The 22,168-nt window shown below is 71.0% G+C and carries 19 protein-coding genes; 13 read left to right on the plus strand and 6 right to left on the minus strand.

Translation table 11 applies throughout. The annotated features are described in order from the left end of the window. Positions 1–18: 18 nt before the first annotated feature. Positions 19–276 (minus strand): glutaredoxin domain-containing protein, encoded by a 258-nt coding sequence (locus IF20_RS25810; RefSeq protein ID WP_052867720.1) that lies wholly within the window; start codon positions 274–276, stop codon positions 19–21. 114 nt (positions 277–390) lie between these two features. Between IF20_RS25810 and IF20_RS25815 the strand changes: the two genes are divergently transcribed. The 4 genes from IF20_RS25815 to IF20_RS25830 all read left to right on the plus strand — a co-directional run bounded on the left by IF20_RS25815 (position 391) and on the right by IF20_RS25830 (position 4,087). Then, a complete protein-coding gene (locus IF20_RS25815) occupies positions 391–2,733 on the plus strand; it encodes an ATP-dependent DNA helicase UvrD2 (RefSeq protein WP_110944563.1) in 2,343 nt (780 codons plus the stop codon). A 193-nt stretch (positions 2,734–2,926) separates the two neighbouring features. Next, on the plus strand, positions 2,927–3,274 hold the full coding sequence (locus tag IF20_RS25820; protein ID WP_052867722.1) for a hypothetical protein: 348 nt from the start codon (positions 2,927–2,929) through the stop codon (positions 3,272–3,274). Positions 3,275–3,419: 145 nt separating this feature from the next. Beyond that, on the plus strand, positions 3,420–3,773 hold the full coding sequence (locus IF20_RS25825) for a WhiB family transcriptional regulator (RefSeq protein ID WP_052867723.1): 354 nt from the start codon (positions 3,420–3,422) through the stop codon (positions 3,771–3,773). Further along, a complete protein-coding gene (locus IF20_RS25830; RefSeq protein WP_052867724.1) occupies positions 3,770–4,087 on the plus strand; it encodes a hypothetical protein in 318 nt (105 codons plus the stop codon). Before IF20_RS25825 ends, IF20_RS25830 begins: the two co-directional genes overlap by 4 nt. A gap of 1,014 nt (positions 4,088–5,101) precedes the next feature. On the opposite strand, the gene IF20_RS25840 is transcribed toward IF20_RS25830, so the two are convergent. Together IF20_RS25840 and IF20_RS25845 are read right to left on the minus strand one after the other, a co-directional pair. Next, a complete protein-coding gene (locus tag IF20_RS25840) occupies positions 5,102–6,562 on the minus strand; it encodes an ABC1 kinase family protein (RefSeq protein WP_052867726.1) in 1,461 nt (486 codons plus the stop codon). A gap of 242 nt (positions 6,563–6,804) precedes the next feature. Further along, a complete protein-coding gene (locus IF20_RS25845) occupies positions 6,805–8,025 on the minus strand; it encodes a ThiF family adenylyltransferase (RefSeq protein WP_052867727.1) in 1,221 nt (406 codons plus the stop codon). Between the two features lie 380 nt (positions 8,026–8,405). On the opposite strand from IF20_RS25845, the gene IF20_RS25850 reads away from it, so the two are divergent. From IF20_RS25850 to IF20_RS25865, 4 genes are all read left to right on the plus strand, one after another. Next, positions 8,406–9,005, plus strand: coding sequence for a M48 metallopeptidase family protein (locus tag IF20_RS25850; protein ID WP_052867728.1), 600 nt, complete (start codon positions 8,406–8,408; stop codon positions 9,003–9,005). Between the two features lie 140 nt (positions 9,006–9,145). Continuing rightward, complete coding sequence (locus IF20_RS25855; protein ID WP_052867729.1) at positions 9,146–10,840, plus strand: TerD family protein; 1,695 nt, start codon at positions 9,146–9,148, stop codon at positions 10,838–10,840. A gap of 11 nt (positions 10,841–10,851) precedes the next feature. Continuing rightward, positions 10,852–11,535: an AIM24 family protein gene (locus IF20_RS25860; protein ID WP_052867730.1), complete on the plus strand. Its 684-nt coding sequence runs from the start codon at positions 10,852–10,854 to the stop codon at positions 11,533–11,535. 20 nt (positions 11,536–11,555) lie between these two features. Further along, positions 11,556–12,314: an AIM24 family protein gene (locus IF20_RS25865; RefSeq protein ID WP_052867731.1), complete on the plus strand. Its 759-nt coding sequence runs from the start codon at positions 11,556–11,558 to the stop codon at positions 12,312–12,314. Between the two features lie 122 nt (positions 12,315–12,436). Here IF20_RS25865 and IF20_RS25870 read toward each other — a convergent pair whose 3' ends face one another. Together IF20_RS25870 and IF20_RS25875 are read right to left on the minus strand one after the other, a co-directional pair. After that, on the minus strand, positions 12,437–12,967 hold the full coding sequence (locus IF20_RS25870; protein ID WP_052867831.1) for an NUDIX hydrolase: 531 nt from the start codon (positions 12,965–12,967) through the stop codon (positions 12,437–12,439). A gap of 2 nt (positions 12,968–12,969) precedes the next feature. Next, on the minus strand, positions 12,970–14,442 hold the full coding sequence (locus IF20_RS25875; RefSeq protein ID WP_052867732.1) for a zinc-dependent metalloprotease: 1,473 nt from the start codon (positions 14,440–14,442) through the stop codon (positions 12,970–12,972). A 246-nt stretch (positions 14,443–14,688) separates the two neighbouring features. Here IF20_RS25875 and IF20_RS25880 point away from each other — a divergent pair, with 246 nt between their 5' ends. From IF20_RS25880 to IF20_RS25895, 4 genes are all read left to right on the plus strand, one after another. Then, entirely contained in the window at positions 14,689–15,840 is a 1,152-nt protein-coding gene (locus IF20_RS25880; protein ID WP_052867733.1) for an SDR family oxidoreductase, read from the plus strand. Positions 15,841–16,081: 241 nt separating this feature from the next. Continuing rightward, positions 16,082–16,561: a molybdenum cofactor biosynthesis protein MoaE gene (locus IF20_RS25885; RefSeq protein ID WP_052867734.1), complete on the plus strand. Its 480-nt coding sequence runs from the start codon at positions 16,082–16,084 to the stop codon at positions 16,559–16,561. A 293-nt stretch (positions 16,562–16,854) separates the two neighbouring features. After that, positions 16,855–17,040 carry a hypothetical protein gene (locus IF20_RS25890; protein ID WP_052867735.1) on the plus strand — a complete coding sequence of 62 codons (186 nt, stop codon included), beginning with the start codon at positions 16,855–16,857 and terminating at the stop codon, positions 17,038–17,040. 75 nt (positions 17,041–17,115) lie between these two features. Next, complete coding sequence (locus tag IF20_RS25895) at positions 17,116–18,210, plus strand: YlbL family protein (protein ID WP_052867736.1); 1,095 nt, start codon at positions 17,116–17,118, stop codon at positions 18,208–18,210. A gap of 298 nt (positions 18,211–18,508) precedes the next feature. Here the strand turns inward: IF20_RS25895 and IF20_RS25900 are convergent, their stop codons facing one another. Then, positions 18,509–19,063 (minus strand): PPA1309 family protein, encoded by a 555-nt coding sequence (locus tag IF20_RS25900; protein WP_052867737.1) that lies wholly within the window; start codon positions 19,061–19,063, stop codon positions 18,509–18,511. Positions 19,064–19,199: 136 nt separating this feature from the next. On the opposite strand from IF20_RS25900, the gene IF20_RS25905 reads away from it, so the two are divergent. Next, entirely contained in the window at positions 19,200–22,133 is a 2,934-nt protein-coding gene (locus IF20_RS25905) for a UPF0182 family membrane protein (protein ID WP_110944546.1), read from the plus strand. Positions 22,134–22,168 lie beyond the last annotated feature (35 nt).

A 22,168-nucleotide genomic window follows, 5' to 3' on the forward strand; every position in this document is an offset into this window, starting at 1 on the left:
CAATGGCGTGCGCGGGCCTCAGGCGCCGAGCTTCTCCTTGATCCACGCGAGCGGCGGGTTGCCCATCGCGTGCTGCTCGCCGCCGCCCTCGGGGACCACGACGACGGTCGGCACCAGCTGGTTGCCGCCGTTCACGGTCTCCACGTACTTCGCGGACTCGGGGTCCTGCTCGATGTTGACCTCGGTGTAAGCGATGCCCTCGCGGTCCATCTGGCCCTTGAGCCGACGGCAATATCCGCACCAGGTGGTGCTGTACATCGTGACAGTGCCCGCCATGAGTCTCGCGCTCCTTCTTGCTGCTGCTCGGCTGGGTGGCGGCGGATTGCCGCGACCGCTGTGGTTCAACGCGCACCTACTCCGGACCATTCCCCGGCCCTTCGGGGCGGGCGCATAAATACGACCACCGGCCGCGGCTGTGGACAGCATTCCCGACCGCCGCCGCGGACCTGGCAGCATGGCGGGGTGACAGCAGCATCGGACCCCACCCTCTTCCCGCAGGCACCGTCAGCGACGAACTTCCCCGCCGCCCCGGCGGACGCCGACGCGGTGCTGGAAGGGCTCGACCCCGAGCAGCGTGAGGTCGCCACCGCGCTGCACGGCCCGGTCTGCGTGCTGGCCGGTGCGGGAACGGGCAAGACCCGCGCGATCACCCACCGCATCGCGTACGGCGTCCGCGCCGGCATCCTCCAGCCGAACACCGTCCTCGCCGTCACTTTCACCAACCGCGCGGCGGGCGAGATGCGCGGCCGGCTGCGTCAGCTCGGTGCGGCCGGCGTCCAGGCCCGTACGTTCCACTCCGCCGCGCTGCGCCAGCTCCAGTACTTCTGGCCCAAGGCCGTCGGCGGCGAGGTCCCGCGGCTGCTGGAGCGCAAGGTCCAGCTGGTCGCCGAGGCCGGTGCCCGCTCCGGCATCCGGCTGGACCGCACCGAGCTGCGGGACGTCACCGGCGAGATCGAATGGTCCAAGGTGACCCAGACCGTGCCCGCCGACTACCCCGCCGCCGTCGTGAAGGCCACCCGCGAAGCCCCCCGCGACCCCGCCGAGATCGCCCAGATCTACCGCACCTACGAGGACCTCAAGCGGGATCGCGGGGTCATCGACTTCGAGGACGTACTGCTGCTCACCGTCGGCGTGCTCCAGGAGCGCCCGGACATCGCCGAGCAGGTCCGCGCCCAGTACCAGCACTTCGTCGTCGACGAGTACCAGGACGTCAGCCCCCTGCAGCAGCGTCTCCTGGACCTGTGGCTCGGCGACCGCGACAGCCTCTGCGTGGTCGGCGACGCCAGCCAGACGATCTACAGCTTCACCGGCGCCACCCCCGACCACCTGCTGAACTTCCGCACCCGCCACCCCGGTGCGACCGTCGTCAAGCTGGTCCGCGACTACCGCTCCAGCCCTCAGATCGTCCATCTCGCCAACGGCCTCCTCGCCCAGGCCCGGGGCCGCGCCGCCGAGCACCGCCTGGAGCTGATCTCCCAGCGCGACGCGGGCCCGGACCCGGTCCACGTCGAGTACGGCGACGAGCCCGCCGAGGCGGAGGGCACCGCGCGCCGCATCCGCGACCTGATCGCCGCCGGCGTGCCCGCCGGCGAGATAGCCGTCCTCTTCCGGATCAACGCCCAGTCCGAGGTCTACGAGCAGGCGCTGGCCGACGCGGGCGTGCCGTACCAGCTCCGCGGGGCCGAGCGGTTCTTCGAGCGCCCCGAGGTGCGCGAGGCCGGGCACAAGCTGCGCGCAGCGGCCCGCTTCGGGGGGAACGACGCGCTGCTGGACGACGCCCAGGACCTGCCCTCCGAGGTGCGGGCCGTACTGAGCGAGATGGGCTGGGGCGACCTGCCGCCGGCAGGGTCGGGCGCCGTGCGCGACCGCTGGGAGTCGCTGGCCGCCCTGGTCCGGCTCGCCGAGGACTTCGCCAAGGCGCGTCCCGAGGCCACCCTCGCCGACCTGGTCACCGAGCTGGACGAGCGGGCCGGTGCCCAGCACGCCCCGACGGTCGACGGTGTGACGCTCGCCTCACTGCACGCCGCCAAGGGCCTGGAGTGGGACGCGGTCTTCCTGGTCGGCCTCACCGACGGCATGCTGCCGATCACGTACGCGAAGACGGACGAGCAGCTGGAGGAGGAGCGCCGCCTGCTGTACGTCGGCATCACCCGCGCGCGGCGCCACCTGAGCCTCTCGTGGGCCCTCTCGCGCTCTCCCGGCGGCCGCGCCCACCGGAGCCCGAGCCGCTTCCTGAAGGGCCTGCGGCCGGGCTCAGGGACCGCGGGGCACCGCTCGCCCGGCGGGGGCGGCGGCATCGAGCGCGGCATCGGCGGCACGGCTGCCGCCCGGGGCGAGGAACGCGAGTCGGTCCGCCGCAAGCGGCGCGGTCCGATCCGCTGCCGGGTGTGCGGCCGGGTGCTCTCCGACGGCGGCGAGATCAAGCTGATGCGCTGCGAGGACTGCCCCTCCGAGCTGGACGAGGGGCTGTACGAACGGCTGCGGGACTGGCGTGAGGCGCAGGCCGCCGCGCTGGGCCAGCCGGCATTCTGCGTCTTCACCGACAAGACGCTCATGGCGATTGCCGAGGCGGTTCCGGGAACCGAACAGGAGCTGGCGGGCATCCCTGGAGTAGTGAGGCGCAAGCTCGGCAGATTCGGTGCCGACGTCCTGGCCCTGTGCGCGGGGGAAGAACTCCCGGGTGGAGAACTCGTGGCGGGCCGGGCCGAAGGTGACGAGGACGCTGCGGAATGAAGGCTTCCGGAGAACGTCTCCGATGACGCGGAAAAGTCGTCGGAAAAATAGTTTGCGCGCGCGGAGCGCATCCCCATAGCCTTCGGAAGCACGGAGACAACGGGCCTTCCGAGAACCGTTGGATTCGTGCTGTACTGAACAACCTGGACCGGTTCGCACCGGCCCCCGAAGACGCCGAAAGGAGGCGAGACCAGTGATCAGCTTCATCGAGACCCAGAAAATGACCGATCTCTCGGTCGTCGCCACCTGCCCGCTCGGCTCTTCGCTCCGTGGCACCGGTCTGTCCGGAGCCGGCCTGTCCGGTTCCGTCCGCCTGTCCGGCGTCGCGGCCGCGCGTCCCGCGTCCCTCGCGATTCTTCCGATTCGCGAGCGCAGCGAGCGACCGACCAAGGCACCTGAGGTAGCAGCAGCGGCGAATGCACATGCCTTTGCGGCGGCCAATGGTGCCGAATCCCGGACGCAGTACGCCACGACCCAGTACACGCAGCAGAACGACATGTGGGCCTTCCGCGGGCTCGAACCCTGGAGTGATCCAGCCTGATCGGCGAGATCAGGTCGGCACCTTCCAGGGCCGCGGAACCCACACCGGGATCCGCGGCCCTTTTGTTTGTCCTTCGCAGCCGGCGGAGGGCGCCATACGACAGCCCAGCCACGAGCCGGGCCGAACAGACGAGGAACACACCACCGTGCAACTCCAGACGCACACCCCGTCCGTCGCCACCGACCTGATTCCTCCGCCCGACCCCCAGGAGAACTCCTTGCTGCCCCTCACCGAGCTCGACGACGAGATCGACCGCCTCGGCGCCGCCGTCCCGTGTCGCACCTACGACCCGGAGGTCTTCTTCGCCGAGTCCCCGGCCGACGTCGAGTACGCCAAGTCGCTGTGCCAGACCTGCCCGGTGCGCGAGGCCTGCCTGGCCGGCGCCAAGGACCGCCGTGAGCCCTGGGGTGTCTGGGGCGGCGAGCTGTTCGTCCAGGGCGTCGTCGTCCCCCGGAAGCGCCCGCGTGGCCGTCCGCGCAAGAACCCGGTCGCGGCATGAACACCATCGGCACAGGAACGATCGACCGTCCCGCCACCCGGGACCCCCAGAAGCAGGACCCGACGATGAACCCATCCCTCACCGACATGCCCACCCCCGCGAACTCCGGCGCGAACGAGCGTCGCCAGAACAGGACCCGCGAAATGCAACTCATCCCAGAAGCCCTGGCTCGCGCGCATATCCATGAGAGGTTGCGCGAGGCCGAGCGGGACCGCAGAGCCCACCGGCTCGCCACGGCCCGCCGTATGCAGCGGCGCGCCGAACGTGTCTCCCTCCGCGCCCGCCGCGCCCTCGCCATGGCCGTCATGCAGTGACCGTCCCCGAACCGTTCGATCCATAGCGCGCCCCACGCCTTCCCGGGCGGTGCGGCGCGCTATGCGCTTTTCGCGCGGCGGGAGGGGAGGGCGGTCGGGGCGCGGGAGCGGAAAGCGCGATACGTGCGCCGGGGCCGCCGTTTTCGTGCACCCGTTGGATGACACATGCGCCCGATGGTCGAACTGTGCGCCGGGTCGACCGGGCCGTGCGCCGGAAAGGCGGACCCGTGCTCCGACACGATCCGCATTACCAGTGCCTTCTGTACGTATTGTCGGCCTTGGCGGAGATATCGTCGGGCAGTGGACGACGATACGCATGAGCGGGCGGAGTTGACCGGCACCACCGACCGGGAGGGCGGCACCCTCAGAACCGACGCACACCCCCGAACGACGGGCCCGCACGTCGGGACGCACCTCGCGCCCGACAGCGGCGAAACGTTTGGACCTGACGAGACCACGGTCTGTGCCCGTTGCGGCGTGGTGGCCGAGGGCGCGCCGGCGACCTGGACCTGTTCCGTCGAGAACAGCACCCGCCGTTACTTCTGTGATACCTGTGCCCGGACCCACCTCCGTGCCATCGAATCCCGCCTGGACTCGGCCTGGTGGTAACCCCGCTCCCCCTGTCAGGCAGACGGCAGGGGCGTGCAGCGGAGCCCTTGCCCAGGGCGATCGGCCGGGGCGGGGAGCGGCGCAGGCGCTCCGGAACGGCGGTGCGATGCCGCTCCCCGAAGGCCACTTGGTACGGAGCCGTCGGCCCCCGTGCCGCCACGACCATGCCCCGCACCCACCGTTTCGTGGTGCGCTTTACCTCACACGCCTTCCTGGGGTCGCTCAGAGGCGTCGCTCCGGTCGCTTGGAGGCATTGCTCCGGCTTGCGCATGCTGGGGCACTGCTCCGGCTTCCGCAGGCTGACGGCCGGAGCGTTGTGCCACGAGGCGCCGCCCGCACGGTGACCACCAGGACGGGGCGAGCGAAGGTCGGTGCAGTGTGATGCGGAGCGAGCGGTGAGGCGGCTCAGGCGGATGATTCCTCGGCGGTGTCTTCTTCTTCCTCCTCCTTCGTGGCCTCGAGGTTGGTGTCGCGGGTGGTCTGGGCGGGGAGCGGGGCGTACTCGGGATCCGGCACGGGGACCGGGGCGGGGTGAACGAAACCCGGGAGCCAGGTGATGAGTTCGTCCCGGAGCCGGACCGTCGCGCCCAGCTGACACAGGACCCCGATCGTGCTCAGCGTCACCCGGTGTATGAGGAGGTACGACGGCGGGAGGTTCAGCTGCTTGCCCAGCTGGTGGGCGGGGGAGCGGGGATCGGCGATCCGGGCGGCCTGGTTGCGCATCCAGCCGCGGGTGAAGGTGAACTCCTCGGCCTGGGCCGGCTCGATGATCGGAAGCAGGTAGTTCAGCACCGCGTCCGGCTCCAGCTCGATGGAGTCCTTGACGAACCCCTCCTCGCACAGCAGCTCATAGACGTCATCCGCCCGGTCGTCCAGCGTCATGCGCAGCGACGTACCGATCGTGGGCGGCAGCCCGTCGGGCAGCCGGTCGACCGTTCCGAAGTCCAGCACCCCCAGCCGCCACTCCTCCGGAGGGCCGTCGGGCGCGTCACCGGTCAACAGACGGAAGTTGCCGGGATGCGGGTCGGCGTGCAGCAGGCCCGTACGGGCGGTGCCGGCGAAGAGGAAGCGGGCCAGCAGCTGGCCGGCACGGTTCCGCTGTTCGGGCGTGCCGTGCGAGATGATCTGGGAAAGCGGGATTCCCTCCATCCACTCCGTGACCAGCACCTCGTCACCTTGATGGACGACGGCCGGCACGACGACGTCCGGGTCGCCGGCGAACTCCTCGGCGTACGTGCGCTGGGCCGCCGCCTCCAGGGCGTAGTCCAACTCCTCCGAGACCCGGTCGCGCAACTCGGTGATCAGCGGCTTGACGTCCATGCCGGGCACCAGCGGGCCCAGTAGGCGGGCGAACCGTCCCAGTTGGGCGAGGTCGGAGAGCAACGCCTCGCCGGCGCCCGGGTACTGCACCTTCACCGCGACCTCGCGGCCGTCGTGCCAGATCGCCCGGTGCACCTGCCCGATCGACGCCGCGGCCGAGGGCTTGTCGTCGAACTGCGCGAACAGCTCCCGCCAGTTTTCGCCCAGGCGCTGGGCGAGGACCGTGTGGACGGTGGCGGAGGGCAGCGGTGGGGCCGCCTCCTGCAGCTTGGTCAACGCGGCGCGGTAGGGTCCGGCGATCTCCTCCGGCAGCGCCGATTCAAACACCGACAGCGCCTGCCCGAACTTCATGGCGCCGCCCTTGAGCTGGCCCAGCGTCGCGAACAGCTGCTCGGCGGTGCGTTGCTGGAGCTCGGTGGCGATCATCTCCGCCGGCCGTCCACCGATGCGCTTGCCCAGACCGAGTGCGGTACGCCCGGCGAAGCCCAGGGGGAGGGCGGCGAGCTTGGCCGTCCGCACGACGGCCTTGCGCGGCAGATCAGACATGTGCGCGTCCTCCCAAGGTCCCCGCTCCGGCGGGGCGCGTCGTTCCCACGTGTCAGGTCAGTGCTCGGATCAATCGGATCGGTTGAACGGGGTGAAGGGGGGTGAAGGGGGTGAAGGGGGTGCATCGGTCGACCGGGGCGAGCCGGCGGAGCCGATCGGTCGGTCGAGGGACGACGGCGGGCTCGTCGGGTCGGTGTCGTGCCGCCATGCTTCCCTCCCACTCGCTCCGGTCCCCTGTGGGGTTACTCGGTCATTGTTGCGCGTCGGGGACGAGGATCCGAGGCGGCTGCGGTGGTAGAGGAGCGCGCCGCGCCACAGGCGCACTCGGGATGCGCCTCGATCCGATCGATGTCCCAGCTCGTACAGGGGAGCGCAAGCTCCGTCCGTGCGCCCGTACAGGGTGGCAGATACCCGTCGAGGAAGGTCAGGACCTGTGTCGCGGCGAGCCCTGCCACCGTCGTCGCCAGCGCCGCGTCACACGCGGGTACGGCCGGGGCGACGCGGCCGGAACGCCACTGGGCCAGCAGCCGGGGCCAGGCCGGCTCGGCCTCCGTACGGCGCAACTCCCAGCAGCCGGCGCAGGCCGTGTCACCAGGGAGCACCAGGGGCCCCACCACGCCGGTCGCCTCGATCACGCCTGCGTACAGATGCGGTATGCCGGAGGTGAGGAGCGGCTCGACGAGCCGGGGATCGGGGGCGTAGGCGGCCAGACCGTCGCGCGGCGCGAGCACCGTGAGGGCGAGGACCGGCTCGTTCGGCACAGGTCGGGGGGAACCGGCAGGTCGAGGGGGCGCGGCAGGCCGGGCGGGGCGGACGGCCGGCGCGGTTCCGGGCGGCTCGGCTGCGGGGGACGAGCGGGGGCGCTTGGTCCATGGGGAGCATGCGTTGACCAGATGTCGCGCGGAGACGTCCCGGCGGGTGCCGACGCGGTCGGCGGAGAAGCCGGCGGGCAGCACGTCCCACGGTTCGACCCGGCCGCCGTCCAGCACTTCCACGTGCCCGACGCCCGCCGCGGAGAGCAGCGCCGCGATCGACGCGCCCACCCGGCCGGTACCGCGCACGCGGACCCGCGCCGAGCGGCGTGCCCACATCCGTGCGTCCGCACCCGTCCTGTCGCGATGGTGTACCGACAGCCCGGCCAGGTCCGGGCGTAACCGGTCGAACGCGGGGAGGTCGGTGGGGAGCGTTTCGTCGGCCGGTGGGTCGGACGCAGGGGTAGGGGTGTTCAGGAGTCCGGCCTTGTCCAGTCGGCTCACGACCTCCCTGGTGTGCTCAGGGGGAAGCTGCAGCGCGGAAGTGGCCTCGCGTTCCAACTGCTCCATGCTGCGGGTGCCGTCGAGCAGACTCAGCAGGCTGCCGGTCGCACTGTCCACCGGCCCCAGCACCAGGGAATGGGCGGGGGCGACGCCGAAGCGCACGGTGGACCTGTCCCGCCAGCCGCGCCGCAGGGCCGGCTTGATCATCGGACGTGGACCGGGGCGGGGAGCCGGACGCGAGGGGGGAGGAGAAGGGGCTGGCGTGGTCTGGTGTGGGTGTCGCATGTCGTCCCCCGTTGGTGTGGTGCTGGTCGGTGCATGACCGGGCGGTGGTGCCGTGCGACGCGGGACTCACTGAGCTCTGTGCCGGTCGTTCGCTGAGGCCCGGATCCGTCGCACGGATCGAGCATGCGGCAGGAGCCGGTACCGGCATCCGGACTTATCCACAGGTGGCGGAGTTAGTCGTATGAACGCCGAGCGTCTCTGTGTACCAGTGCCGGGCGCTCGCGTACTCGTCATGGAGGGATTCGCCGGCAACCCGGCTCGGGGACGGGACTTCGCCCGCCGCCAACAGGTAACGTCGGGGCGTGCCCGCCGACCCACTGCACCGTGCCGCCGACCCGCAGCGCCGGAACGCCGCGAGCCCGCAGGGCAGCGGCGCCGCGACCAGCGCGGTCGAGGTCCGCAGAAGCTCACGCAGGCGGCGCACCGTCTCGGCGTACAGAGAGGGTGACCGGACGGTCGTCCTGATCCCGGCCCGGATGTCCGAGGCCGAGGAGCGCCGCTGGGTGACGGTCATGCTGGACAAGCTGGCCGCGCAGGAGAGCAAGCGGATACTGGGCGACGACGAGCTCGCCGAGCGTGCCGAGCGGCTGTCGGCGCAGTACCTGGGCGGCCGGGCGCGCCCCGCTTCGGTGCGCTGGGTCACCAACCAGAACACCCGCTGGGGGTCGTGCACTCCGGCCGAGGGCAGCATCCGGCTCTCGCACCGGCTGCAGGGCATGCCGGAGTACGTCATCGACTACGTGCTGTTGCACGAGCTGGCCCATCTGCTCGTTCCGGGACACGGCCCCAGTTTCTGGGAGCTGTTGACGGCCTACCCCCGTACGGAGCGAGCGCGCGGCTATCTCGAAGGCGTGGTCGCCGCCCCCAGGCTGCCGCATCTGCCTGCCGCGCGCAGCGAATGAACCGTTCGGCCGTGCCGCCGGCCGACGCGGATATTTCGTGACCGAACCGTCGAGCCCCGGCATCGTGCCGGGTCCGGGCCAGCCGTTAGCCTGACGCGCAACGCAATCAAGCAAGCTCGGATGGGGGACGGTCGTTACGTATGGCCAGGGAATTCCAACGTGGCCACAAGGCCAGGATCAGTGATCTGACCGCGGGGACCGATCTGTACGTGGGCGTACAGATCGCCGCTCCCGGTCTGACTTTCGACATCAGCTGTTTCGGCCTGGACGCCGATGAACGGCTGTCCGACGACCGGTACTTCATCTTCTTCAACCAGCCGAAGTCGCCCGAGGAGTCCCTCCAGCAACTCGGCCCGCAGGCCGGCGACACCGAGTCCTTCCGGGTCACGCTCGACCGGATCCCGCAGCACATCCAGAAGCTGTCCTTCACCGCGGCCATCGACGGCGCGGGCCAGATGTCGCAGATCGGTCCGGGGTACATCCGGATCGTCGCCGGCGGGCAGGAAGTCGCGCGCTACTCCTTCACGGGGTCGGAGTTCAGCACGGAGCGGGCTGTCATGCTCGGCGACTTCTACATGAAGGACGTGTGGCGCTTCGCCGCCGTCGGGCAGGGCTTCGACGGCGGACTGGAAGCGCTGCTGAGGAACTTCGGCGGCGAGGTCGCCGAGGAGGCCGAGGCCGCGCCGCAGGCGGACGCCGCGCCGGGGTTCGCGCCGCCCACGGCCTCCGAAGCGCCGCCTGCCTTCGGGCCGCCCGCCGCTCCCGAACCCGCCCCGGCCCCGCCCCCGGGCTTCGGCGTCCCGTCCCAGCAGGCCGCCCCTGCCCCGGCGCCCGCGCCGCAGCCCCCCACGCAGCCGGAGCCCGTGGCCCAGCAGCCCGACGTGCCGCAGCCGGCTCCCCAGCCGCCCGGTGCCCCGCACTTGGACCAGCAGGCACAGATGCACGCGGCGCCGACCATCGCCGCGCCCCTGGCACCGCCCGCCGCCGCGCCCCCGCCGCCGGCCCCCTATGGAGCGCAACCCCAGCCCGCTCCCTACGGAGCGCCCGGCGCGCACCCGGGGCAGTCGGTGCCGCCGCCCGCCCAGCCCGGACCGTACGGCCAGCAGCCGCCCGCCTACGGGCAGCCGGCCGCGCAGGGCAGCGGGGCGTACGCCGTGCCGCAGCAGGGCCCGGGCGCGGGCCTGGAGGCCTCGCTGCAGAAGTACCGCGAGGCCGCCACCGGGCAGCGCTGGACGCCGCAGAGCGAGAAGCTGATCCGCGCCGACCTCGGCATCGACGGACAGCCGGTGCTGGCCCGGCAGGGCAGCATGGTGCTCTACCAGGGCAAGGTCGACTTCAGCTACAAGGGAGCCGGCTTCCGCGGCCGCATCGTGGGCAACGCCACCGGCCAGGAGATGCAGCTGATGCGCTGCTCCGGGCAGGGCCAGGTCTTCTTCGCCGAGAACAGCGCCCACGTGCACCCCATCGAGCTCCAGGGCGACGCGATCTGCGTCAACGCCGAGAGCGTGCTGGCCTTCGACGAGTCGCTCCAGCACGAGGTGCGCCGCATCGAAGGACACGGCATCCCTGGAGGCGCGCTGTTCACCATGCAGTTCCAGGGCACCGGCACGGTCGTGGTGAAAACCGCCGGCACTCCGGTGGTACTGCCCGTCACGCCGACCACTTTCGCGGACGCCAACGCCATCGTCGCGTGGTCCGCCGGTTCCCAGGTGATCATCTCCAGTCAGGTGCGGCTGCGCCGCAACGCGTATCCCGGGCACTCCGGCGAGACCGTGAACCTCCAGTTCCGGGGCGCCCCCGGCAACTTCATCGTCGTCCAGCCCTACGAGGTCTGAGGGAGCCCGTCATGACTCAGCAGCAGCTTTCGGGCCACGCCCCGACCGCACCCGCGGCCCGCATGGAGAACCACGGCAGTGCGATGGTGAAGATCGCCATGCAGAGCGGCCAGGACGTCTTCTGCCGCACCGGTTCGATGGTCGCCTACGAGGGCTTCGTCCAGTACGAGCCGAACCCGCCCGCCGTCCGCCAGATGGCCTCCCAATGGCTGACCGGCGAGGGCGCGCCTCTTATGAAGGCCGGCGGAGACGGTCTTCTCTACCTCGCCGACTACGGCGCGGACGTCGTGTGCCTCAACCTCAACGATGACGCGATCTCCGTGAACGGCACCAACCTGCTCGCCTTCGACGCGCACCTCCAGTGGGGCGTGCAGCGCGTCAAGGGGATGGCGAAGTTCGCCGGCCAAGGGTTGTTCAACGTGGGGATCGCCGGCTCCGGATGGGTCGCGCTCACCTCGCGCGGCACTCCGATCGTCGTCGACTGCGGCCGCGGCGAGGACGAGACCTACGTGGACCCGGACGCGCTCGTGGCCTGGTCGACGAACCTGAACGTGAAGGGCAAGCGCAGCTTCAAGGCGTCCTCGATGATCGGGCGCGGCAGCGGCGAGGCGTACCAGCTCGGCTTCTCCGGCCAGGGCTTCGTGGTCGTACAGCCCAGCGAGGACAGCGCCGACCGGCTCCGGGCCCGGGGCTGAGGGGGAGGACTTCCGTAACCATGCAGAGCCCGCTTTTCGCCTACACAGAGGCGCAGACGCAGGACCGGTACGCACTGCAGAACCCGCAGCTGCTGCGGGTCGCGCTGACCGGCCACGAGGACCTGCTCGCCCGTAAGGGCACGATGGTCGCCTACCAGGGGCTGCTCGAATTCGACGGGGAGTACCAGACCCCGAACCAGCACCGGCAGCGCGCCCGGGCCGGTGAGGGCCTGGACCTGATGCGCGTCTCCGGGCAGGGCACGGTCTACCTGGCCAACCTCGCCCAGCACGTGCACCTCGTGGACGTCGACCACGACGGGCTGACCGTCGACAGCAACTACGTGCTCGCACTGGACTCCACGCTCCACTGGGAGGTCATCTCCGTGGACAGCCAGTACGGCATCTCGGGCACCGGCAAGTACCAGCTCAACATCTCAGGGCAGGGCAAGGTCGCGCTGATGACCTCAGGACAGCCGCTGATGATGCAGGTCACGCCCGACAAGTACGTCAACGCCGACGCGGACGCGGTGGTCGCCTGGTCCACCTCGTTGCGCGTGCAGATGCAGGCGCAGACGCATTCCTCGGGGGTGTGGCGGCGCCGCGGCAGCACCGGAGAAGGCTGGGAGCTCAGCTTCCTCGGACAGGGCTACGCCCTGGTGCAGCCCAGCGAGTTGCTGCCGCCGCAGAACGCGGTCATCGGGCAGGGCCTCGCCGCCCAGTACGGCATGGGCCAGCACGGCGCCCGCGGCCAGAACCAGGGCAACATCTTCACGAACTGACCGGGTACCGCCGGGGAGGCCGCACAGGGCGCCTGGCCGCCTCCTCCGGACCGGCTGGACGCCCGCCAGGGACACGCGAGAGGGCCCGGCACCTTCCCGGTGCCGGGCCCTCTCGTCCCGTCTCAGAGCAGCGCCCTGGTCCGTTCCACGAGCCGGACCACCGACTCGTCGGCCACGTCCGGCACCTCGTCGTACGGGAACCAGCGCAGATCCAGCGACTCGTCGCTGATCGCCTCCGTGGCGCCCTCGGGGGCCAGCGCGGCGTACTGCACGTCCAGATGCCACGCGCACGGCGTGTGATGGCGGTCCAGGCGCACCGGGCCGCCCGGCAGCAGCGTCAGCCCCCGGGCGATGCCGGACTCCTCACGCGCCTCGCGCAGCGCCGCGTCCGCCAGCGTGGCGTCCTCGGGCTCGCAGTGGCCGCCCATCTGCAGCCACATCCGCAGCTTCTTGTGCAGCGTGAGCAGCACCCGGCCGCGCGACGGGTCGATCACCAGGGCGCTCGCCGTAATGTGCCCGTCGCCGCAGGGCTTCCACATGCCGTCGGGGTGCGCGGCCAGGTGGTCCAGGTAGGCCAGGCGCAGCTGCTCCTGGTCGGGGGCGGGCGCGGGCCACTCCTTCAGGACCCGCGCCGCGTCCTCATGAAGGCTCACGGTCACTTGCCGCCGTCGCCCTCGTCGCCGTCCTCGCCCTTGGCCGTGTCGCCCTCGGCACCCTCGCGCTTGGTCAGGTCCGGCTTGCCGCCCTCGGTGCCCTTCGCCGCCTCGCCGAGCATCGCGTCGAGCTCGGAGAAGTCCAGCTGCTCGCGGTGCACGAAGCCGTCCGGGTCGTCCAGGTCCTGCGCCGTGGGCAGCATGTCCGGGTGCGACCACAGGGCGTCCCGGCCCTCCAGGCCGCGCGCGTCCGTGAGCGAGGCCCACAGCCGCGAGGCGTCCCGCAGACGCCGCGGGCGCAGCTCCAGGCCGATCAGGGTGGCGAAGGTTTGCTCGGCGGGACCGCCGGTCGCCCGGCGCCGCCGCAACGTTTCTCGCAGCGCGTCGGCGGACGGGAGGTGCGGCGCGGCGGCGGCGTGCACCACCGCGTCCACCCAGCCCTCGACGAGCGCCAGCGCCGTCTCCAGGCGGGCCAGCGCGGCCTTCTGCTCGGGGGTGTCCTCGGGCTGGAACATGCCCTGCTGCAGCGCGTCCTGCAGCTGCTCGGGGTGGGCCGGGTCGAGCTGGCCGACCGCGTCCTCCAGCTTGCTGGTGTCGACCTTGATGCCGCGTGCGTAGCCCTCGACCGCACCGAAGAGGTGCGAGCGCAGCCACGGCACGTGAGCGAAGAGGCGCTGGTGGGCGGCCTCGCGCAGGGCCAGGTACAGCCGCACCTCCTCGGGCGGCACGCCCAGGCCGGAACCGAGCGCCTCGACGTTGCCCGGCAGCAGGGCGGCCTTGCCGGCCGGGCCCAGCGGCAGCCCGACATCCGTGGAGCCGACGACCTCGCCGGCCAGGGTGCCGAGCGCCTGCCCGATCTGCGTACCGAACATCGCGCCGCCCATGGAGCGCATCATCCCGAGCAGCGGGCCCGCCATGGCCTGCATCTCCTCGGGGAGCACATCACCCATCGCGGCGCCGACGCGCTCGGCGACCGGGTCCACCAGCTCCCGCCACACCGGGAGGGTCTCCTCGACCCACTCGGCACGGCTCCAGGCCACCACGCCGGCCGCACCCGACGGCAGCGACGTCGCGCCGTCCAGCCACAGGTCGGCCAGGCGCACGGCCTCCTCGACCGCGGCCCGCTCGCCGGGCGCCACGCTGGCGTCCTTGCTGCCGTCCTGGGCGCCCTGCGCCACCGTCTGCCGGGCGATGTCCTTGGCCATCTCCCAGTTCACCGGGCCGCCCTCGTAGGAGAGCATCTGGCCGAGCTTCTGGAAGGCGGCTCCGAGGTCGCCGGGGTTCATCTGGCCCCCGGGCCCGCCCATGCCGCCGAAGAGCGCCGCGAACGGGTTGTCCGCGCCGCCGCTCCCGCCGCCGAACCCGAACGGATTCGCGGGGCCCTGGCCACCTCCCTGGCCGCCCTTCTGCTTGCCGTTGTCGCCGTCCTCCGGCTCCTCCGGCGGAAGGCCGAATCCGAATGGGTTGTCACTCACGGGTTTCCTCGGCTCGTAGGGCCGCCGGCCCCGGGCCGACGGCGGCTGCCCGACATTCCCTTCCAGCCTAGAGGGTGGCCGGCCGTTCTCCGCGGCCGCGGAGAAGACGGTCCGAACCCTTGTGTCACCCCGCGCCGCTCAGGGGCTGGGTGCTTGGCTGTCGGGGTGCCTGCGGCAGGATGGACGCACGCTGGTCCGTACGCGCCGGTGCGCATACGTACTGAAGACAACCGCTGGAGACGCCCGGTGAGTTCCCCAGATCCGACCGTTCGCGCAGCGCGAAACGACGCTGCCGGCTCCGAGAAGACGCCCGAGACGACCGTCCCCGCGGCAGGCACGCCGCAGCACCGCCCTGTCGTGGCGGTCACCGGCGCCGCGTCCGGCATCGGCACGCTGCTGACCCGTGCCCTGCTGGAATCCGACGAGGTCAAGCGGGTCGTGGCCATCGACGAGCGACGCGGGGACGAGGAGAGCGCCGACTGGCACGTACTGGACGTCCGCGACCCCGCCATCGCCGAGAAGCTGCGGGGCGCCGACGTCGTGGTCCACCTCGCGCTCGACCTCGACCTGGAGACCGACCCGGCCGCCCGCACCGCGTACAACGTGCGCGGCACCCAGACCGTCCTCACGGCGGCCGCCGCGGCCGGCGTGCACCGCGTCGTGCTGTGCACCTCGGCGATGGTCTACGGGGCGCTGCCCGACAACGACGTCCCGCTCTCCGAGGACGCCGAGCTCCGTGCCACCGCCGACGCCACAGGGGTCGGCGACCTCCTGGAGATCGAGCGCCTCGCCCACCGGGCGCCGCGTGCGCACCCGGGACTGAACGTCACGGTGCTGCGCCCCACCGTCCTCGTGGGCGGCACCGACACCGCACTCACCCGGTACTTCGAGTCGCCGCGCCTCCTGGTCGTCGCCGGGTCCCGCCCCACGTGGCAGTTCTGTCACGTGGAGGACCTGGTCAGCGCGCTCGAATACGCGGCGCTGGAGAAGGTCGAGGGCGAGCTCGCGGTCGGCTGCGACGGCTGGCTGGAGCAGGAGGAGGTAGAGGAGCTCACCGGCATCCGCAGGATGGAGCTGCCGTCCTCGGTCGCCCTGGGCGCCGCGGCCCGGCTGCACCGCATCGGGCTCACGCCGTCGCCCGCCGGCGACCTCGCGTACACGATGCACCCGTGGGTGGTCAGCGGCAGCCGGCTGCACGAGGCGGGCTGGCGGCCGCGCTGGACCAATGAGGAGGTGCTCGCCGAGCTCCTGGAGGAGGTCGCCGGACGGCACACCGTGGCGGGGCGCCGGCTGGGCCGCAAGGACGCCACCGCCGCCGGTGCCGCGGGCGCGACCGTCGCCCTCCTGGGCACCGCTGCGCTCGTGCGCCGCGCGCGCAAGGCGCGGCGGCGCCTCTGAGGGCGCGAGGCGTCGCCTTCGATACGGGCGGCCGGTGACGCGTCGGCGCCCCTCGGGTCACGCGCGCTCCGCCGGTTCCGGGAACCGTACGGAAGCGGTGGCTCCCTCCGGACGGCGGGAAGGCGTCGTCCGTACCCGCCGTCCGTCCCCCTACGGTCTGGTAGGACCCTCCATACGGCGGTCCGTACACCAGGTGAAACAGCCATTCCCTCGCGCCGCGTCCGTGGGGCACGATGGGCGCATGCCAGGTACGAACCACCACTCGTCGACACATCCCGACCACCCCGGTGAGCAGGGGGCGGCGGATCCGATCCGGCTGCTGGGCATCCGGGACACGCCGCTGTCCGTGGACGAGGTCTTCGCGGCCGTGGGGGACGCCGCGTCCGGCGGGACCGCCCTGTTCGTCGGCACGGTCCGCTCGCACGACGGCGGCTCGGACGTCGACGGGCTCGGCTACTCCGCCCACCCGACGGCCGAGGCGGAGCTCCGCCGGATCGCGGAGAAGGTGGCGGCGGACTTCCCCGTACGGGCACTGGCCGCGGTCCATCGGGTGGGCGACCTGGCCATCGGGGACCTTGCGGTCGTCGTCGCGGTGTCCTGTCCGCACCGGGCGGAGGCCTTCGAGGCGTGCAGACGGCTGATCGACGACCTCAAGCACGAAGTGCCGATCTGGAAGCACCAGACCTTCTCGGACGGGACCGAAGAATGGGTGGGGGCGTAGCGCCCGTCCTGGGGTGAAGGTCGGAGCCAACCCCGCCTCGGTCGGAGTGCCGCGCCCCGAATGGCGTAAAGAAAGCGTGTAGGACGCATTCATAGGGCGCAGGGGCGCGATGGGGCGGCGTGAAGTGGGTACGCGCCCTCCACGGGTGCCCCGCCGCAGTCGCCCGTTGATCAGCCGGACAGCCGACACCGTCCTCCGGTTGCGTAACCCGCACCCGGACCTGAGCGTTGAGCTGGCGGATGGTTAATCTGCTTATTCGTCGTTGCGGTTGTACAAGGGGTCGGGAGGCCGCTATGGGTGCGCTCCTCTGGTTGCTGATTCCACTTCTCGCCGCGCTGGCCGCCACGGTGTGGAGCAGTTGGACGACGCGTAATCGCAAGACCGGTGATGTGGCCGAGCTGGCCGGTTACGCCCGGTTCCGCGAAGCGATGGAGCGGTCCGAGGACGAGCGTCCCAGGGAGCATTCGGACGCGGCCTGAGCCGCCGGAGCGCGGCGGGACCCGTACGGACGGCCCCGCGGGTCGCTTGTCATACTCGTCCCGTACTGTCGTTCCATGCCACGCCGGACCGCGACGCTCCTCGCCTCGACCCTCATGCTGATCGCGCTGCTGTGCGCCGGGGTCTTGATCCCCGTGCCGTACGCGCAGATGACGCCGGGGCCGACGGTCAACACCCTGGGCGACCACGCCGGCGAGCCGGTGCTCCAGATCGAGGGCCGCAAGACGTATCCGACGACCGGTCATCTGAACATGACGACGGTCCGCGTCACCGGCCCCGACTACCGCATGAACCTCTTCGAGGCGGCGTACGGATGGCTGGCCCACGACAACGCCGTGGTGCCGCACAAGACGCTCTACCCGGACAACCAGACCGCTGAGCAGGCCGACCAGGAGAACGCCGAGGAGTTCAGCCAGTCCCAGGAGAGCGCCAAGGTGGCGGCCCTGAAGGAGCTGCACATCCCGGTCGACGCGCAGGTCGTGGTCGCCTCCGTCATGAAGGACACCCCGGCCGACGGCGTGCTGCACGCCGGTGACGTGATCAAGGCGGTGGACGGCAAGGCCGTGAAGCAGCCGGCCGACGTCGCCGGGATGGTCACGAAGCACAAGGCGGGCGAGAAGGTCACCTTCACGCTGATCCCGGCCAAGCAGGCGGCCGCGGCGGAGAAGAAGGGCAAGAAGCCCACGGGCGGCCGTGCGGTCACGGTGACGACCAAGAAGGCCACCGACGGCCGGGCGATCGTCGGCATCCAGGCCGGGCTCGACCACACGTTCCCGTTCGACATCGACATCAAGCTCGCCGACGTGGGCGGCCCCAGCGCCGGCCTGATGTTCGCCCTCGGGATCGTCGACAAGCTCACGCCGACCGATCTGACCGGCGGGAAGTTCGTGGCCGGTACGGGCACGATCGACGACAAGGGCGTGGTCGGGCCGATCGGCGGCATCTCCATGAAGATCGTCGCGGCCCGCGACAAGGGCGCCGAGTACTTCCTGACGCCGAAGGACAACTGCGCGACCGCGGCCAAGGACACCCCGGACGGCCTCCGCCTCGTCAAGGTGAACACCATTCACGACGCGACGAAGGCCCTCGCGAAGATCCGCAAGGGCGACACGGAGCACCTGCCCAGCTGCACGCCGGCCGCGCACTCCTGACGAGGGGACGGTCTCTCCGGCGGGGCCGCACCCCGAGCGCCCCGCCGGGCGCGCGCAAGCACCATCGGCGCGCCCACGTCACCGAGCACCGAGCCCTGCCAGGCGCTCGCCCCGGCAGCCCGGAGCGCCCCGGTTGCCCGAAGCGCCACCAGCACCCGGAGCGCCCCCGGCACCCGGAGCGCCCCGCACCCGGGCATCCGGGCACTCGTCGCCCGGTGCCAAGCCCCCCCAGGTACCCGAGCCCCCCATAAGCTCGCCCCCCCCGGACGCCCCAGCGCCCCGAACGAACTCGGAGCGGTTACTCCTCGAACGTCGCCGTCAGCGCCTCGGCCAGTCCCGGTACGAGGTCGGCGCCGGTGAGCACCTCGGCGGTGGAGTCCTTCTCCCGCAGCCGCAGCGCCGATTCGCGCCGGCCGTCCCGAAGCACCGCCACGGTCATCCGGACCTCCTGGCGATCGGGGTGCTCGGCGACCCACTTGGCGAGCGCCTCCTCGTCCATGCCGGCCGGCACGGACTCCTCGGCGGACGGCGGCAGCATCAGCCGCTCCACGGTCATGGCGCAGCCGGCCACCGCGTCGGGCCAGGCGATGGTGGCGAGGAATTCGTCGAGCGGAACGGTGGCGGGCACCTCGTCCTGCTCCACAGGGGTCAAGGAGGCGTCGGCGGTCTCGTCGATGCCCAGCTGGGCGGCGAGCGCGGGTTCCTCGTCGCGCAGGCGCGCGGTGTCCACGAGGGCGAAAAGTCGGGCGGGCTGGTCCCAGCCGATCCCGGCCGCGTACTCGTCGATTTCGAGCACGGCGCGGGTCAGCGGGTCGGCGGCGAGAGGGGTGCCGTCCACGGGGAGGTTGGTCATGTGGAATATCGTGCCCTGAACTTCCCGGAAAACGGGAACCGGGTAAAGCCTTAGTAAGTTGCAAGAGTGGGTCCTAGTATCGCCGGGCCCGCTTCATACGACAGCGAACTTCGAGGTGCGCACCTTGGCTTTCCAGATGCCGGACCGCGGCTCAGGCCCTTCGGGGCCACGGACGAGAGTGGGCCGCCCGTCCCGGCGGATGCGGACCGGGCTTTTGACCCTGGGCGTGCTGGCCGTGCTGGCCATGCTCTTCGTGATGTTCTCCGGGTTCTGGACCGACTGGCTGTGGTACCGGTCGGTGAGGTACTCCTCGGTCTTCACCACGACCCTGTGGACCAAGGTCGGTCTGTTCTTCTTCTTCGGCGTGCTGATGGCGGTGGCCATCGCGGTCAACGTCTGGCTGGCCCACCGGCTCCGCCCGCCGCTCAGCGCCATGTCGCTGGAGCAGCAGAGCCTGGACCGCTACCGGATGAGCATCGCGCCGTACAAGAAGTGGGTGCTGATCGCGGTCACCGCGCTGGTCGGCCTGATCGCGGGTGCGTCCGCCTCCAGTCAGTGGCGCACCTGGCTGCAGTGGGTCAACGGGGTGCCGTTCGGTCAGAAGGACCCGCAGTTCCACGAGGACATCTCGTTCTACGCGTTCGACCTGCCGTGGTTCCGCTTCCTGCTGAGCTTCGGGTTCGCCTGTGTGGTGCTGTGCCTGATCGCCGCGGCGCTCACGCACTACCTGTACGGCGGCCTCCGCGTGACGAGCCCGGGTTCGCGGGCCACGGCCGCGGCCACCGGCCACCTCTCGGTGCTGCTGGGCATCTTCGTGTCGCTGAAGGCGATCGCGTACTGGCTGGACCGGTACGGCCTCGCGGTGAAGTCCAGCGGGCTCAAGTCCGCCGAGGGCTGGACGGGCCTGCGGTACGTCGACGCGCACGCGTACCTGCCGGCGAAGACGATCCTGTTCTTCATCGCGGCGATCTGCGCCGTGCTCTTCTTCGCCACCCTGTGGCGGCGGACCTGGCAGCTGCCGGTCATCGGCTTCGGCCTGATGGTGCTCTCCGCCGTCCTGATCGGCGGGCTGTACCCGGCCATCGTGCAGAAGTTCCAGGTCCAGCCGAACGAGCAGGCCAAGGAAGCGCCGTACATCAAGGAGAACATCCAGGCCACCCGGGACGCCTACGGCATCGACGGCTCCAAGGTCACCGGCTACAAGGGCGACTACAAGCCCCAGAACAAGACGGACAACGAGCGGCTGCGCGCTGACGCGGACACCACGGCGAGCATGCGCCTGCTGGACCCGAACGTCGTCTCGCCCACGTTCCAGCAGCAGCAACAGGTCCGCGGTTACTACCAGTTCCCCGCCACCCTCGACGTCGACCGGTACAAGGACGACAAGGGCAAGGAGCAGGACACCGTCATCGGCCTGCGCGAGCTGAACATCGCCGGCATCCCCGAGCGCAACTGGATCAACGACCACTTCAAGTACACCCACGGATACGGCGCGGTCACCGCCAAGGGGACCGGCACGGTCAACGAGGGCGAGCCGGACTACACCGAGAAGAACCTCCCGGCAAAGGGCCACCTGGGCAAGTACCAGCAGCGCATCTACTACGGCGAGAAGACCACGCAGTACTCCATCGTCGGCGGTCCGCAGAAGGAGCTGGACTACTCCGACGACAGCGGCGAGAAGAGCTACAGCTACACCGGCAAGAGCGGGGTGAACCTCGCCAACCCGGTCAACCGGGCGGCGTACGCCGTGGCCTTCGGTGAGCCGCAGATCCTGTACTCGGGTGCCATCGGCGAGGGCTCGCGCATCCTCTACAACCGCACGCCCAAGGAGCGCGTGGAGTCGGTCGCGCCGTGGCTCACCATCGACGGCGACGCCTACCCGGCGGTGGTCGACGGCCGCATCAAGTGGATCGTGGACGCCTACACCACGAGCAACGGCTATCCGTACTCCTCGCGGACCACGCTCGGCGACACCACGGCGGACTCGCTGACCGACGGCCAGCGCGCGGTGGTGGCCCAGCAGAACCAGGTCAACTACATCCGCAACTCCGTGAAGGCGACGGTCGACGCGTACGACGGCTCCGTCAAGCTCTACCAGTGGGACGAGAAGGACCCGGTCCTCAAGACCTGGATGAAGTCCTTCCCCGGCACGGTCGAGCCGAAGTCGAAGATCAGCAACGACCTGATGGAGCACCTGCGGTACCCGCAGGACCTGTTCAAGGTGCAGCGCCAGCTGCTGACCACCTACCACGTCACCGACGCGAACACCTTCTACACCGGCAGCGAGCGCTGGCAGATCCCGAACGACCCGACGACCAAGTCGGCGACCGCGGTCCCGCCGTACTACCTCAGCATGAAGATGCCGGACCAGAAGGACCAGACGTTCTCGCTGACGACGACGTTCACGCCGAACAAGCGGGACAACCTGGGCGCGTTCATGGCGGTCGACGCCAACGCCAAGAGTCCGGACTACGGGAAGATCAGAATCCTCAAACTCCCGTCCGAGACCACGGTGCCGGGCCCGCAGCAGGTGCAGTCGAAGTTCAACTCCGACGACACGGTGGCCAAGACGCTCAACATCCTCAAGAAGGGTGACTCGGAGATCGAGTACGGCAATCTGCTCACCGTCCCCCTGGACGGCGGCCTGCTGTACGTCGAGCCGGTCTACCTGAGGGGCGCGGGCACCAACTACCCGCTGCTCAAGAAGGTGCTCGTCAGCTACGGGAACAAGGCGGCCTTCGAGAACAGTCTCGGGGAGGCGCTGGACGTGGTGTTCGGCAAGAAGGCGCCGAACATCGGTGACGGCGACGGGGAGACCACGCCGCCGGACGAGGGCAGTACGACACCGCCCTCCGACCAGAGCGTCCAGGAAGCCCTGGACGACGCCCAGCAGGCCTACGAGGACGGCGAGAAGGCCCGGATCGACGGCGACTGGAGCGGCTACGGCGAGGCGCAGAAGAAGCTGAAGGCCGCGCTGGACCGGGCGGCGGCCGCCGAGAAGAAGGCGGGCGAGAAGGCCGGTTCGTCGGACAAGGGCGGTTCGGACAAGGGGGACAAGCAGGGCGGCTGACCGTCGATTACGGCTCCACCTCCGTGCCGTGGTAC

The organism is Streptomyces niger (assembly GCF_000718305.1).
GTDB lineage: Bacteria > Actinomycetota > Actinomycetes > Streptomycetales > Streptomycetaceae > Streptomyces > Streptomyces niger.